Source organism: Rhizobium glycinendophyticum (assembly GCF_006443685.1).
GTDB classification, from domain to species: domain Bacteria; phylum Pseudomonadota; class Alphaproteobacteria; order Rhizobiales; family Rhizobiaceae; genus Allorhizobium; species Allorhizobium glycinendophyticum.
The window spans coordinates 111,058-126,432 of the sequence record NZ_VFYP01000007.1; the positions used below are offsets into that span (position 1 = coordinate 111,058).

Consider the following 15,375-nt stretch of genomic DNA (forward strand, 5'->3'; position numbering starts at 1 on the left):
TCCCGGTTCTGCCGTCGCTCGTTTCTCGAAGCCGTCGCGGTTGACCATCTTTGCCTTGCTCATTCGCTTTGTCGCTCGAGTGCCTGCAGCATGGGATAGATGCTGAACGCGGATCGCTCGGCCTTGCGCGTCAGATCGCGAAGATACCCACCGGGCGAGCGGATTTCGTCAACTCTTTCCAGCATGACTGCAATCACGACCGCCGCCGCCTGTTCGCCCATAGCTTTTCGGGCTTTTGCCCAGGCATCTGGAGATACACCGAGCATTGACCGGACCAGATCTGCCGCCCGTATCAGGTCCTGCCAGTTCTTCAGTCCGCCTTGCGCGTAATCGCCGATCTGCGGGCAGACCTTTCGCATCCGGTCAAGGCTGACTGCAACCCGTCTTTCCGGCGACGTCTCCGCCGCCACCTTGGTCTCGCCGCCGCCGCTCCCCGGCTCCGCCCCTTCTAATTCTCTTTTGCCGTTTAATTCAAATGATAGGTCTGTGTTTGAATTCTGAATATGGCGCTCGTTTTGAACGTCATTGCCGCTCATTTCTTCTTCGGAGAGGCTTGATAGATATGCATTTTCCACCTCAGCCCTGAAAGCTACCAGGCGCGTGCGCAGGCCCGACAACATGGTTGCATCAGGGCGGCGCGGCAGGCTGCCGAAAGACATTTGCTGAAACTCCGCGACCAGCCTGTCCCAGTCTCCCGCACGCGCTTCCTCGATCGCTGCCGTGATGATCTTCGAGATGTCACGCAGATGCAGCGTCACCTCGGTCTTGAGCATTCGCAGCGCCTTTGCCTCGCTGCGCACCGCTTCGGCGCAAGCGTGGATCTCGGCAGCTTTCAGAGCAAGCGGCGCAAGATCAAAGCCGAATGCCTCATCGACCAGTCCGTGGTCGTCACGCACGCAGTATCGCTTGCCGTTGGCACTGTCGCGGCGGAAGATCAGTCCGGCGTCGATAAGAGCTGCCAGGTGCCGGCGAATGGTCGCGGGCGCCATGCCACGGGCACGGATGGATAATTCCCGGTTGGACGGAAAGACGATGATCGGTTTCGATCCATCAAGAATGCGTTCAGTGGTAAAACTGACGAGCGCCTCCAGGAGGCCGATCGCCCGGTCACTCAGTCCGAACTGCGCCCGCGCTTCCGTCAGCGCCCGCAACAGCTGCCATTTGTCGCCGCCGCCTGTGTCGTTACCGCCTTCGCCAGCGCGCAGTTTTCCCTGCCTCTCGGAGACGGAAGCCTGGCGGGCAAAAAGCCGCGCAGACATCCTGCCGCCGCCGAAAGGCGTCGTCGCAAGTCTGTCCATCATGATCCGGTCCTCTTCGAAGAGGCAAGTCAGGCCCTTTGGACGATGCGTCAGGCACAGCAAGACAGGCTCGGATACGACAATGATGCCGCCGACTCTTGACTTTGTCTGCTGGAAGTGATTCTCTCAGATTGCTACATACGAGAGGGCTTCCGAAACGGTCACGTTTTGGGGGCCTTTTTTCTTGTCTCCGCGCTTCCTTTCCTGGGTTCGCGTATGTCTTCCCGAACAGCCGGACTTCAATCGCCCGAATCAGTTCGAACTGTCACCGGAACGGCACGCGCCATGGCGCCGCCGCCCCTATTTGTTAGCCTTCAGATGCGCCGCATAGGCTTCTCTCACATGCTCTGAAAGAGCATCGAGGAAAGCCTCGTCGACATCCTTTGAAAATTCGATCCGCACAACACGCCCCTGACGCTTGTAACCCGCAAAGGCACGGCCACCGGGCGCCAGGAGCTCCGACGGCTGCACCTTTGCAGCCGATGTCTCCGTGGGCCGGGCAAGGCGGGCCAACAAGAGCTCGAAACGCCTGTCGGTATCCGCTGCCCGAAACGTCGCCCGACCGATCTCGTCAGATGAGAGATCGACAGCGCTCTTTGTGCCGAAAAGCTCGACCAACTTCATCCATCGTTCACGACCGGCCTTGGGTGCCGGACCGATTGCGCGGATGACAGCTTCAGGTATCCCGTCTGCAACCTGAAGGAGCCTCGACAATTCCGACTTTTGTACCGCAAGCGCATCGCCGATCAGCCGGCGATCAAAGCCGCGGGTAACGAGTGTCCGGGCAAAAACAGCGCGCTCGATAAAGGAGAGATTACGCCGCTCTGCATTTTCCTTGCCCTGAGCCAGAACGAGCTGATCATCGGTCAGGTTGCGAACGAGAGCCTTGACTTCAATACCGAGGGCCGTCGCTGCGCGCAGGCGCCGGTGGCCGTAAGCAACCTGGAAACGGCCGTCTTCGCTCGGGTGCGGGCGAACAAGGATCGGTACTTGTTGCCCGCTTTCACGCATGCTCTCGACAAGCTCGGCAAATTGCGGATCGTCCACTTCGCCGGCCGTCAGACGATCCGAGACAAAGGAAGCCTCGATGCGGCTCGTCGGAAGAGACAGGACCCTTTCGCCTTCTTCAAGCGCCTGGCGAAGATGCCGCGCTTCTTCCGCTTCCCGGGCGATCGTGTTGAGAGACAGGCCCATGGCCTTGACGGCGCCTGAGGCAGCACGAAGGGGAGATGCGGCTCCATCCGAGGGTGCGGATGCAGCAGGCGTGGAAGGCTTTAGCGGGAGCGGCTGAACGTCCGCGGACTTGACGTCGGGAACCTGCGATGCAGGCGCGGGAGGCGAAGCCGGCGTCGGCGCAATGGCGTCGCCGAACAGCGCCTTGATCGAATTTTTTCGGTCGCGCCCGGTCATGTGGTGCGTCCCCATGCCGTGTGAACCAGTGCCTCGATTTCGCTGTTGACGGCATCAAGCGCTTCCATGGCGCGGTCATAGGTGCCGCGCGAGAAGTTCTCGCGACCCACCTCGTAAAGCGTCTGCTTGGTCAGGCCCGCATCCGATACTGCCGTCGACTTGAGCATGGGTGCCGTCAGGACCCGCTCCCCGAACAACGAACGCAAAAAGCCGACGATCTGGGTCTGGGGTCCGTCATGCGGCTCGAAGCGGGTGACGAGATAACGCAGGAAGTCGAAATTGAGCTGGCCACCGGCCTCGCGGACGACCGAAAGCAAATCCGACGTCATGAAGAGGAACTGGCTCATTGACGCGACGTCCAGCATCTGCGGATGGACCGTGACCACGACTGACGTCGAGGCACAGAGCGCCGACAGCGTCAGGTAGCCGAGCTGCGGCGGGCAATCGATAACCACCACGTCATAATTGTCGGCAACGCTCGCCAGTGCTGCCTGCACCCGGGTAAAGAATAGGGCCTGGGTGTCGCCCGGACGGCGATCCGCCAGGGCCCGCGGCGTTACATGCTCGAATTCCTGCAGCTCGAGATTGCCAGGCACGAGATCAAGCCCGTCAAAATAGGTGGGCCTGATGATCTCGCTCAGCGGCCGCGCTTCGCCATCATAGCGGATCGCGCCAAAAATTGTGTCGTTGCCAACCAGGTCAAGCTCCGGCTGATAGCCGAACATGGCCGACAGTGACGCCTGCGGGTCGAGGTCGACGGCCAGGACGCGATGGCCAGATAGCGCCAGGTGCTGTGCCAAATGAACCGAGGAGGTGGTCTTCCCGGATCCGCCTTTGAAATTGGTGACGGAAATGACCTGCAGATGTTCGCCGCGTGCGGGATCGCGCCACTTCAAGTAGGAACGTGCCTTGGCTTCATTGCCCTTGGCTCGCGCCTGATCTGCCAGATAGTGGCGAAGGGCATTGATGTCCTTCAGAGAATAGAAGCGTCGGCCACCGCTGCCCACGACCGGCTGGGGGCCTTCGCCGGCCAGCGACAGCTGGCGCAGATAGCCATCGGAAACCCCGATCAGCCGAGCTGCCTCGCCGGAGGTGAAGCTGCGCAAGGTTTTTTGCGAGGTCGGCGCAAAGAGCCGGTCGCGCATGGCCTGCAACTGGGCCGAGAGCGCCTGGGCATCTTCCGCGATGGTCTCGTCGGCGGGGCGCAATGACATGGTCTCTTCCACAATAGCATTGATCGATGGCTGACCCATCGCTCTCTCCTGTTTGATACCACCTCAATGCCGCGATGCCGCCGTCATGGCGCAGGGCGGTAGGGTGATAAGACTTTCCCAGACATCTGCGATTCTTGTCGTGTTGGAAATACGCAAATACGACCAGCTAACAGAAAGCAATCTCAGTTACGGCACATCGGTCATTCGGCGCGCCTATCCGTAGAAATCTTAAGCACCAAGTGAGTCGCGTCAACGGCTTTTTGGTTAAGAAAATACAAAGACTGTATGAAGTACGAGGAGCTGGAGGGTATGTGAGGCGCGTGAGAAGACGGACAGAATTGTCACCCTCCGCCCGATCGCAGCCGGTCAGAGCTGTCCGGCAAAGGCGGTCAAATACGTTCAACGAATCCGGACAAAGAAATAAAACTATGAGCCTAACGGGTGTGAGGAATGCTTGGCATCCTCCGAGGTGCGGCCTCCAGTTCCTAAGACCGCGCAGGTCGTGCACTGGCAAAAATGGCTGGGCTGCCATGACCTCGCAACACTCGATGCGCTTTCCTTGCGCGCGATGGTAAATGGGAAAACCGGCTATCGTCTGCCGGGCAATTGGCCCCCTGGCGACACGGATCCGAACTCGCAACCTGGCTAACATTCTTCGGCCGCTGACCCGGTCGAATACCAGACCACGCAAAGCAGATTGGGTCCTTAGGGAAAACTCAAGGGAAGGAGCGACCTCACAAAATGCGGGGCCGTCTGCTGAGTACCGCGTGAGCTTAAGGCCCCGCCATCGATTTTCTGCTACTCACGCGACGAGCCCGCGACGAATGGTCTTTGCCACAAAGCTTAGCCTGTTTGTGGCGCCCATCTTTCGCATTCCGGAGCGAATGTATTCATTGATCGTGTGCTCGGACAGGCCGAGGATCACTCCGGCTTCCTGCGAGGTCTTTCCCTCAGAAATCCATCGCGCCACCTCAAGTTCTCGCGGACTTAACATGACTGTATGGACCTCTGCTAAAGGACTGATCAACCCGAGGATGGCATCAAATTCCATCGAGCAATCCGCCGCCTGACGGGTATCGATTGGCAGCGCGGCGATCAGGAGCATTGGTGGGGTTGATGGCGCATCGACCACGTAGTGAAGCTGAACGAGTTCCTTGTTGACATGGAACGTGGGTCCTTCAAACGTATGGGACCTCCCACTGTGCAATCTGAACCATTGGGACCGCAAGATGACCGTGTCATCGGCACCAGGTCTTTGCGGTCGTTGACCGTCTCTGATTGCCGCACAGTAAAGGACATCACCAGCGTCGACCTTTCCACTTAAAGCAGAGATCTGGTAGACGGCGAAACTGCTCGCTTCGCAAGCCCGTGCCGCGGCCGCGAGCTTTAAGTACAGATCCTCGAGTGGACCAGATTGTCTCTTCAACTCCTCTCTTCCAGGCATCGGCTGCACTCCTGACTGGAGGGCCTGACCCTCAGAACTTGTAGATTGCGAAGGGGAAGAAAGCTGTCACTATGAGGGGCACTGAGGGGACAGGGTTTTCCGTTGGGGTAAAATCCTTGGAAAACAGTGCGGCGGCGGTCTGTCCCCTCAGTCCTCCTTCTCGAGGAGCCCCGCAATTTTGTGCCAATGGTTCTGAAAAGTGTGGGCTGACACACAAAAAGAACCTGCTTCGGCCTTCGAACCGTGGAGGCGGACACAGTGTCAACTTCATTTGACACATAATCCACTAACTAGAAGTTCGCAGCCAATTTAATCTTAGAAACCAATTAAACGTATTTTTCTGATTATTTGTGAAGGAATATCCCCGCTTAAGAAGCAAGTATGCCGGACGCAGACAAACGTCTTCGCAAACCTAGTCATTCAATGGACTACCACTGATTGCATTCCATAAGCGGGCCTGATGACAAGCCAGAAGGAACCTATGCCTAGATTTTACATCAAGGTCCTAGACGGATTTCAGCGCGTGCTTGGAGAAGAAGAAATCACTGAACGTGATCTCGCTGGGGCCTGTCGCGCCGTCACGCTTGCTGCAGCCCTATTTTGTCTTGGCAGCGGCGGCTATCCGGGTGGGGAGATTGTCATCGAGGATGAGCAAAGGCTACAGGCTATTTCGATCAGCTTGAATGGCATCGGGTCAACCGTGGATGACTTTTGACCTCCCCTGCCAATTGTAGTCTTCTAGAGGTAACGCAGTCGCTGCTCGAACTTTGCTCACTATATCACGTTTACATCCAAATGACGTTTGTGAGCGGAATGACGGCGAAGCCAGGAAGGTATGTCTTGGATGGCCGGAGCCGAAACAGCCTATACCGCCACTCCCCAGGACATTTAACAGCGCAGCTCAGGCCGACTTTCGCCACCGCGTCATGTTGGAGTCTCGGGCGGAGACCTGTCCCGTACTGAAGCGGCTCAGCAGTCTTGCAAGCATCTGGGCGCGCTCGGCCAGTTGCTCGCTCGCCGCGTTCTGCTCTTCGACGCTCGCCGCATTCTGCTGCGTTCCCTGATCGAGCTGATGAACAGCCTGACCGATCTCCTTGACACCGACCGATTGTTCGCGTGCAGCCTCGACAATGGCCAGTACGTTCCGGTCGATCTCCTGTACCCTGCTGACAATAACATCGAGCGCGGATCCAGTCTGGCGCACCAGGTCGACGCCAGACTGCACTTGCGCCGCAGATTTCGAGATGAGTTGCTTGATCTCTTTGGCAGCCGTTGCGGAGCGCTGGGCAAGTTCTCGGACTTCTTGAGCGACAACCGCAAAGCCCTTGCCCGCCTCTCCTGCACGCGCGGCCTCCACGCCAGCGTTGAGTGCCAGAAGATTGGTCTGGAATGCGATTTCGTCGATGACGCTGATGATTGACGAGATTTCCTTGGAAGAGGCTTCGATCTCTCCCATGGCCGTCACGGCATCCTTGACCACGCGCCCGGAGTGTTCAGCACTTGATCGGGTCTCCCTTACGAGGTTACCAGCTTCCGCTGCGCGCATACTGGAGTCGCTGACTGTCTGGGTAATCTCCTCCAACGCAGCCGACGTCTGCTCAAGCGCTGCCGCTTGCTGTTCTGTACGCTTTGCAATCCCGCCTGCACTTTCGCGCAGTTCACTTGCTGTCTGCGCAATCTCTCCCGCTGTTCCTGAGATGTCGCCGATCAGACCGGCGAGGGTTGCAACAGCGGCGTTGAGGTCAAGCCGGGTTGTCTCCATGGAGGGGTCAATCGGTGAAGTAACCTGCGAGGTGAGATTACCCGCAGCAAGCTCGCGGATCGCATTTCCCAATATGCCGACCGATGCCATACGTTTGGTCACATCCGTCGCAAATTTGACAATCCGGTAAATCTCGCCCTTCGAACTGTAAACGGGATTGTAAGTCGCCTGCAGCCAGATCTCGCGCTTGCCTTTGCCAAAGCGTCTGAAGGTATCCGCGATGGTCTCGCCACCGTTCAATCGCTGCCAGAACTCGCCGTAGTCCTTGCTGTCAGCGTAGGCTGGGTCACAAAAGATCCGATGCTTCTGGCCGATGATTTCCTCAAGCGTGTAGCCGGTTGCGCCGAGAAAGCTGGAATTGGCGGTAACAATCGTGCCGTCGAGAGCGAACTCGATAACCGCCACCGATCGTTCAAGCGTCTTGAGGATATTCTCGTTATGCAGAGCCGCGATCTTCGACTTGGTGATGTCAGCGGCAATCTTGACCACACCAACCACTCGGCCCCCGCGGATAACCGGATCATACGAAGCCTCGATCCAGACATCCGACCCTGTCTTCGATACCCGTCGAAATTGCCCGTGTTGCGCCTTTCCAGAAGCAAGGTCCCGCCAGAACTTCTGGTACTCTGGACTTTCGACCTCCCGCTTCTCGATGAAGATCCGATGGTGCTGCCCGACAATATCGCTGAGGCTGTATCCGAGTGCCTGGCAGAAGTTCTGATTGGCCCCTTTGACGACGCCGTTGGTATCGAACCAGATAATCGCATGGGATTGCGAGATGGCGTTGAAGAACGAGATTTCTTGGTTGTCGATGAAAGGAAGGCGGAACATCATCATGATCCTCCCAACTAGGTCAGGTGAGTGTTACTCCTCAAAACTTAACGTTCTTTAGCCGCCCATTCTAATGTAGCGATGGCTACTGCGGCCGACTGCCGCACTCGCGCGTTCACAAGCTGTTGGGTGATACTTAGCGAGCGCTTGCCCAGACGACTGATCTTTTCGCCGAACGCGGTTCCGACAAAAGAGGTCTCTCACCCGTCGATCTCTAGCTAGCCGCAAGGCAGGACGCTGCGCATGCGGCGTAAAGCCTGTCCCTCGACACGGAGCTCCCAGGAGCAACGAGCTGCTCGAGGAGAAGCAATCGCATGCATTTCGCTTTTCGACGAAATCCTCTGCGCATACCCGTTGACGACCCATGGCACAGGCCCAGTCAACTATGATCTGCGACCTTAGGTTTACCGCTAAACAGCGACCCGTTACGGCGCTGCTCGGCGCCTTTCTCTGCCTATGGGTGTAAGCTAAGCTTGCGTCCGAGACATCAAAAGTATCAGACGAGACTTTCTGAAGCCTTATATTTCAGGGCCGAATCTACATTACCTCTCAGATCGATTGACCCATTATAGACGCCAGTCGTAAGGCCTATGGACTCTTTACTCAATTTTTGATTTAGTAAAAGTGCAATCTCAAGATGGAATTTTTCTGTGTATCTCGGCGCCACGATACGTGCTGCGATTGCATGCGTGTGCCCGGTATTCACGAAATCTCAGCTTGTTTCTTGACGTGTTCGGCTGTGGGGCTCGCCGATGACATATATTCTGATCATTGCCACTTTTCTGTTCGCAGTCATTCTTCCCGGAACGCTGGTCCTCATCCGCGAGACCGTAAAACATCATCGCCAGGAGATCATCCGCGACCTTGCAGCGGTCTTCCAGGCACAGGAAGGCGGCAGTGGCCAGCGGCTCATTCCGTCGTTCGAATTCGTAAAGTTCAAATACTTCCTTCCGTCGTTGAACGAAGAGCCGAACAGACAGCCGCAGGATTTCAAAAGCTCGGCGTGGGCACTGGCAATGATCCCATTTGTGATGATCACTGGCCTACTCTGCTGGTTTGCCTTTACAGTCCTCATGACCGGTCATCTGCCATCCCAGCTTTGTCATCTGGAACTGTCGAACCCGTGCAAGCCTGATCTTCAAGCCGGGGGCAAGGTAATCCCACTTTGGGCCTACGGGGCAATAAGCGCTTTTTTTGGCAGCTATATTCTCGAGATCAGGAACCTTTACAAGGCGATCAACAATTTCGATCTCACACCGGCGACTTTCGTGGATTGTGCGATCACGATCGCCATGGGCACCTCCATCGCCGTCTTGATTGTCTTGGTGTTCAAGGTTCTGCCCGACATCGTTCCTCCAGAAACGACGGACACCGACAACCTCGTCATCCTTTTCTGCTTCGCCGCCGGCTATCTACCGCAGGTGACGCTGCGCTGGCTGATGACACAAAGCCGGCTGAAGAACTTCAAGCGGGAGAATCAGGAGATCTACAAGGTCTTGGAGGCTACCCCGATCGAGTTGATCGACGGCATCGAAACCGAGATACGCGATCGGCTGGCGGACTTTCACATTTCATCCACACAGAACCTCGCGGCTGCAAACCCTCTCATGCTGTTCGTAGAAACACCCTACGGCGTTTACCAGATCATGGACTGGGTCGCGCAGGCTCAGCTGTGCGCATCCGTCGGCCCCAAAGCGGTGACGGAGCTTTGGAAGGTCGGTGTCAGGACCCTGTTCGATCTAGAACGTGCCGCTTCCTATCCGCTTTGCAACAACACCAATATGCTCGAGATCATCGGCGCAGCGATGTTTGCAGATCTACAGCCCACCGGCTCGTCGAACACGACCAATTCATCGCGCGCGCCATATGACGAGGCCTTCGTCAAAGCCAATATTGAAATGCGGCTTGACGACCCGCACGTACACCGGCTGCGCCAGATTTACATGCAGGTCGGCGAGCGGATTGGCCAGCGCCATGCCCGCTTCCTGGCACGTGGCGGTATCGCGCCAGCCACCTTGGCGTCCTCCGCGATATGCTTTCTCCAGCCGGACACGATCCGGCTTGAAACGGGCGGCCTTGGGCTCTTCCGTGTGGGTGACACTTTACGCATTAGCGGCGGTACAAACGACAACAAGGTGGGCTTGGTGACGTCTGTGAGCGATACCCTGCTCAAACTCGACGGCGCGGGTTTGGCCGACAGCAATGGGGAACCCGGCATCACTCTACTCAAGATCAATCCCTAAGGAGGCACGCATGGATCGCTTTGCAGAAATCATGATGACTGTGCTCGAATGTGAGGGCGGCTACGTCGACAATCCGTTTGACAATGGTGGCCCCACAAACTTCGGGATCACCCATAAGGATCTCGCAGCCTGGCGCGGATCGGCCAGCGTGACGCCCGCTGAGGTCAAGGCAATGACGAAATCCGAAGCCGTAGAGATATATCGCAAGCGATACTGGGGCAGGATCTGCGGGGACCGCCTCCCTATGCCGGTGGATTTCGTCGTTATGGACGGCGCGGTCAACCACGGCGTGGCAGGCATGCTTCGAATGCTGGAGACCGCGGCAGAGCTCTCATTGTCGGATACGCTTTCGGAGACCGATCTCGCAGCCATTGCAGCCCGCGCACACAATGACAAGACGGCGGTCGAACTTGCCGTCGCACTCGCTGAAGCTCGCAAGAAACGCTATCTTGGCCATGAAGATGCTGCGCATTTTATCAAGGGATGGCGCAACAGGCTGAACGCGGTGATGGCAGCTGCTTTGAAGCCCTACGCAGTCACCTGGACCTTTGATGGCGGTCTATTGGGAAACGCAGAACCCGGCGCGTCCAAGCCCCTCGAAGAAACGCCAGTTACCAGCCTGATGCAATCGACAATCAGCGACGAAGATCTCCAGCGCGCTTTGCAGACAGCTGGTCTCTACGGTGCGGGAATTGACGGAATGTTTGGCGAGAAGTCGGTCGCCGGCATGAATGCATGGCTTTCCAAGCGATCCGAAGAAGTGTCCACCGGCTGGCAGTCTTGGTCTGTCGCACGCCGCAAGACCGCGCTTGGCCAGTTGCTGTGTAAGGACCTCGGCATTGATACGGGTCGTGTCGACGGACTTTACGGACAACAGACACGTGCGGCATTCGAGGCCTTCAATCTTTTGAAGGCTGGGCATCCTCTGGAAACGTGGCGCGATGAGATCAATGACGCCGCCGCAAAGGCGCCACCTGCGCCTGCCGTCAACACCGTCTGGCCACGCCAATCGGAGGTTCCCAACTTCTTCGGCTCCCCATGCCAGCCCTCGATGAAGCGCCTTGAGCTTCCATACAAGATGCGCATTGCCTGGGACCTGAAGAAGGAGATTGCCGGCTTTATGATCCATGAAAAAGTGCATGACAGTGCGGCCCGCGTCTTTGACAAGATCTGGAAACATTACGGCGAGGCGGGGGTTCGCGAGATCGGCGTGGATCTTTTCGGCGGCTGCTATAATTGCAGAAAAATGAAGGGCGGCTCTTCATGGTCCATGCACTCATGGGCGATCGCGATCGATTTTGATCCGGCACGCAATCAACTGAAGTGGAGCCACCTTCACGCTCGCCTTGCCAAGCCCGATGCCACAAAATTCTGGGAGTTCTGGGAGGAAGAGGGCTGGCTGAGCCTTGGGCGCGCCCGCGATTTCGACTGGATGCATGTCCAGGCCGCAAGGCTTTGAGGGTTTAGCCCACTCCCGTTACCATGGCGCAAGCCGGTCCGAAGGTCAAACCACGAGACAAATCCTCGTGGCAGTGACGGCTACTTGAGGTGAGAGCCAGGACCGGCTGCTCCCAGCCAAGTTTCAGGAAGGTGTCAAGAAGATCGAAGCTGATCGCGAGAAACGAACAGGCTTGAAGAGTGATGTGGGCGCAAGGCTAACGCTCTTCAGCGTGCCACTTCACACGATGGTTGCAACTGGAGATCGCCCGCGCTTGCCCAAGGCTGATACTGACGCGGCCGCTTGATCGGAGTGAGCCGCTCTTGCAGAGGATCCCACCCAGAGGAGACAGAGGGATCCCTTTGCGAAAAGCAGCATCGCTTTTCCAGCAGAATCTTAAGGATCGAATGCTGAAATAGCCCGAAAGGGAGACTGCAGCATGCGCTTTATGATTTTGACGATCCTCTGTCTCGTTATGACGACCTTCGCCAATCAGCTCTCTGCAACAGACTATTCGTGGGTGGCGGCCAAGGCGACCAGACAAGTAGCCTACACCACCGACAACGAGAACTGGATCCCGCTTCGTACTGGCATGGCAGTGCCCGACAAGGCCTGGATTTCAACGGGGCCCCGGGGAAGACTTGAACTGAAGCGTGGCGTGGAGCGCATCATCTACCAGCCAAATACGCTTGCTGCGATCCACACTCAAGGGGATGATCACGCCCGAAAGACCGAGATTATTCAGCAGATCGGCGAACTGAACCTCGAGATCGAGAGGCGGGCACGTCCTCATACGACTGTACAGACACCCTTTTTGGCGGCGGTAGTGAAGGGTACGCAGTTCAAGGTGACGGTCGGGACGTCAGATTCAGCCGTCAGTGTCGACAGAGGGCTCGTGCAGGTCACGAGTTTCAGCAGCGGCGAGCGCAGCAATCTTGGTGCCGGCCAAGGCGCACGCGTTGGAGCATCCGGAATGAAGGTCGACGGCGCCTTCAATAAACCGACAATCACCCATGTCTCGCCATCGAAAGCGCTGGTTCCAGCTGTCGACGCAATGGTCGGCGCCCCATCGATCCCACCAGGTGCCACGCCGCCATGACAATGCACGGCGCGCAGAAGAGACCGGAGTCGGCAAGAAGCTCAACCGTTACGACTGGTCAGACGAAGAACTGGAAAGGGTGATCGCTGATCTGCTCGAAGACACAGTCATGAAGAGCCGGCTGATAGAGAACGCGAAAAAAATGCAAGCATTTGCCGGCGCGAAACGCGCGGCGGAAGCCATACTCAAAGTGGCCGGGTGAACACACGGGGCAAATTCGCCCAGAGGCAAAAAAGCGGGGGACCGATGAAACAGAACCTCTTCATTGACGGACAGTGGCAGGCACCGGTTCGGGGCGGCACTTTCGATGTGGTCGACCCGGCAACCGAACTCGTCATACATCAGGCACCTGCGGGGACGACTGAAGACATCGAAAAGGCGGTCAAAGCCGCCCGCCACGCGTTTGACACCGGCCCCTGGCCGCGCATGAGCGGGCGTGAACGGGCGAGCTATCTGCGCGCAATCTCCCAGATCATTCTCGCCCGGAAACAGGAACTCGGTCGCCTCGAAGTCCTCGACAACGGCAAGCCGCTGCCCGAAGCCGTCTGGGACATGGAAGATGCCGCCGGCTGCTTTGCCTATTATGCGGGGCTTGCGGAAGAAATGGACGCAAAGCCGGAGGAGACCGTTCCGCTCAGTGATGCCCGCTTTTCCAGCAAGGTGGTGCGCGAACCGATCGGTGTCGCCGGCGCCATCATTCCTTGGAACTACCCGCTGCTGATGGCGAGCTGGAAAGTGGCGCCGGCGCTTGCCGCCGGCTGCACCATGGTCTTGAAACCGTCAGAGCTCACGCCACTTACGGCCCTTGAACTCGCAGGCATTGCGGAAGAAGTCGGTTTGCCGGCTGGCGTGCTCAACGTCGTGACCGGCATGGGGCCTGACGCAGGAAAGCCGCTCTCGGAACATCCTCAAATCGACAAGCTCGCCTTTACCGGTTCGGTCCCAACGGGCTCACGGATCATGGCGGCGGCCGCCCGCGACATCAAGAATGTCAGTCTGGAGCTTGGCGGCAAGTCGCCCTTCGTCGTCTTTGCAGACAGCGATATCGAAAAAGCTGTCGAGTGGATTATGTTCGGCATCTTCTGGAACCAGGGTCAGGTCTGCTCGGCGACCTCCCGCGTTCTGGTCGAGGAAAGTTTTTACCCTGCCCTTCTCGAACGCCTCGTCGGAGAGACCGCAAAAATCCGCATCGGCAACGGTCTTGTCGACGGCACCCTGCTCGGGCCTCTCGTCTCAAAGGGTCAGTATGACAAGGTGCTCGCCATGATCGAGCGCGCTCGAAGCGAGGGTGCGACCATCGCCTATGGGGGTAAGCGACCGGTTGGCATGGAAACCGGCTTTTTTCTGGAGCCGACGATCCTGACAGACATGGCGGAGGACAGTTTCATCTGGCGCGAGGAGATCTTTGCGCCCGTCGTCTGCATCAAGCCCTTCAAGAACGAGGACGATGCCATCCGCATGGCCAATGACAGCCGCTTTGGCCTGGCGGCCGCAGTCATGTCGAAAGATAGGAAGCGCTGCGAACGCGTCGCGCGTGCATTTCGCGCTGGCATTGTCTGGATCAACTGCTCCCAGCCCACATTCACAGAAGCCCCCTGGGGCGGCTACAAGCAGTCAGGCATTGGCAGAGAGCTTGGGATCTGGGGGCTCAACAACTACCTGGAGGTCAAGCAGATCACCTCATTTGACAGTGAGGACGCCTGGGGCTGGTATCTGAAGCCGGATGATCGGCCCTAGGTCGATCCAAGGTCAAAATCAACGCCCCCAGGCCGGGTGAGTGTTCGTAATGCCGCAAGGATTGGCGATCAGCGATCATCCCCAACTGCGTCATCAAAGCGCCCCATCCTCGGCCGACGCGAAACTGTGCCGGCCACGTGTTCAGGGTCCTCCCGCTGATAAGGCTGGCGTTCCGGCTCGATGATGCGCCACTCACGTTCGAGCCGTGCAAAAAAGCTGTTCGATAACCTCATGAGAGACCCTCCAAGTTTTCCAAGTCCCGCTTCAGGTAACAACACATGACCTAATCAAACTTTAACCGGCGATAACATTCGACTGGTATGACTTTGCGAACAGGATGCGCCAAGTTTTTGTTGAGACCATTTCTGGGGTCAAAATGTCGCCGGGCCCGACCGAGAATAGGTCAAATTCTCTCGAATGCAGGCGGGACGACTTGGCCCATAAGGAGCAGACTGGCCCACGATCTACTGATGCGGGTCCAGTGACTTTAACTATTATCGCGTATCGGATTTTACAAAACTTGCCGATAAAGCTAACGGGGTTTTGAGTAGTACCTGTATATTTGGAGAGACCAGCGTGGTTCAGACGAATAAGCTCCGCAAAGCCGTTCTTCCCGTTGCCGGCCTCGGCACACGTTTCCTGCCCGCCACAAAAGCGGTGCCGAAGGAAATGCTGACCGTCGTCGACAAGCCGGTCATCCAATATGTGGTCGACGAGGCGATCGAAGCGGGCATCGAGCATTTCGTCTTCGTGACTGGACGCGGAAAAGCCGTCATCGAGGACTATTTTGATATCCAGTTCGAACTCGAGCAGACGCTGAAAGCCCGCAACAAGAACGCCGAACTGTCACTCTTGAGCGATCTGCAGCCGACCGCCGGGCAAACCAGCTTCACGCGTCA

The 15,375-nt window shown here is 57.5% G+C and carries 12 protein-coding genes; 7 read left to right on the plus strand and 5 right to left on the minus strand.

Translation table 11 applies throughout. From position 1 onward, the window contains the following. Positions 1-59: 59 nt before the first annotated feature. The 4 genes from repC to FJQ55_RS22340 form a co-directional block, all read right to left on the minus strand. Positions 60-1,301 (minus strand): plasmid replication protein RepC, encoded by a 1,242-nt coding sequence (gene repC, locus FJQ55_RS22325; protein WP_140832204.1) that lies wholly within the window; start codon positions 1,299-1,301, stop codon positions 60-62. A gap of 297 nt (positions 1,302-1,598) precedes the next feature. Next, positions 1,599-2,708 (minus strand): plasmid partitioning protein RepB, encoded by a 1,110-nt coding sequence (repB, locus tag FJQ55_RS22330; RefSeq protein ID WP_140832206.1) that lies wholly within the window; start codon positions 2,706-2,708, stop codon positions 1,599-1,601. Beyond that, positions 2,705-3,961, minus strand: a complete 1,257-nt coding sequence (gene repA, locus FJQ55_RS22335; protein WP_140832207.1) for a plasmid partitioning protein RepA — start codon at positions 3,959-3,961, stop codon at positions 2,705-2,707. Before repA ends, repB begins: the two co-directional genes overlap by 4 nt. A 763-nt stretch (positions 3,962-4,724) precedes the next feature. Then, complete coding sequence (locus FJQ55_RS22340) at positions 4,725-5,366, minus strand: helix-turn-helix transcriptional regulator (protein ID WP_140832209.1); 642 nt, start codon at positions 5,364-5,366, stop codon at positions 4,725-4,727. 460 nt (positions 5,367-5,826) lie between these two features. Here FJQ55_RS22340 and FJQ55_RS22345 point away from each other — a divergent pair, with 460 nt between their 5' ends. Next, positions 5,827-6,081 (plus strand): hypothetical protein, encoded by a 255-nt coding sequence (locus tag FJQ55_RS22345; protein WP_140832210.1) that lies wholly within the window; start codon positions 5,827-5,829, stop codon positions 6,079-6,081. A 186-nt stretch (positions 6,082-6,267) separates the two neighbouring features. Here FJQ55_RS22345 and FJQ55_RS22350 read toward each other — a convergent pair whose 3' ends face one another. Beyond that, positions 6,268-7,965, minus strand: a complete 1,698-nt coding sequence (locus FJQ55_RS22350) for a methyl-accepting chemotaxis protein (RefSeq protein WP_140832213.1) — start codon at positions 7,963-7,965, stop codon at positions 6,268-6,270. A gap of 746 nt (positions 7,966-8,711) precedes the next feature. On the opposite strand from FJQ55_RS22350, the gene FJQ55_RS22355 reads away from it, so the two are divergent. The 6 genes from FJQ55_RS22355 to FJQ55_RS22380 form a co-directional block, all read left to right on the plus strand. After that, on the plus strand, positions 8,712-10,202 hold the full coding sequence (locus FJQ55_RS22355) for a hypothetical protein (RefSeq protein ID WP_140832216.1): 1,491 nt from the start codon (positions 8,712-8,714) through the stop codon (positions 10,200-10,202). Between the two features lie 10 nt (positions 10,203-10,212). Next, on the plus strand, positions 10,213-11,661 hold the full coding sequence (locus tag FJQ55_RS22360; protein WP_161597025.1) for a glycosyl hydrolase 108 family protein: 1,449 nt from the start codon (positions 10,213-10,215) through the stop codon (positions 11,659-11,661). A gap of 418 nt (positions 11,662-12,079) precedes the next feature. Further along, a complete protein-coding gene (locus FJQ55_RS22365) occupies positions 12,080-12,739 on the plus strand; it encodes a FecR domain-containing protein (protein ID WP_140832221.1) in 660 nt (219 codons plus the stop codon). Continuing rightward, positions 12,723-12,941 carry a hypothetical protein gene (locus FJQ55_RS22370; RefSeq protein WP_140832224.1) on the plus strand — a complete coding sequence of 73 codons (219 nt, stop codon included), beginning with the start codon at positions 12,723-12,725 and terminating at the stop codon, positions 12,939-12,941. Before FJQ55_RS22365 ends, FJQ55_RS22370 begins: the two co-directional genes overlap by 17 nt. Positions 12,942-12,985: 44 nt before the next feature. Then, positions 12,986-14,476 carry an aldehyde dehydrogenase family protein gene (locus FJQ55_RS22375; RefSeq protein WP_140832226.1) on the plus strand — a complete coding sequence of 497 codons (1,491 nt, stop codon included), beginning with the start codon at positions 12,986-12,988 and terminating at the stop codon, positions 14,474-14,476. Between the two features lie 576 nt (positions 14,477-15,052). After that, positions 15,053-15,375: sugar phosphate nucleotidyltransferase (locus FJQ55_RS22380; protein ID WP_246085245.1), on the plus strand; the 323-nt coding region annotated here is incomplete at its 3' end.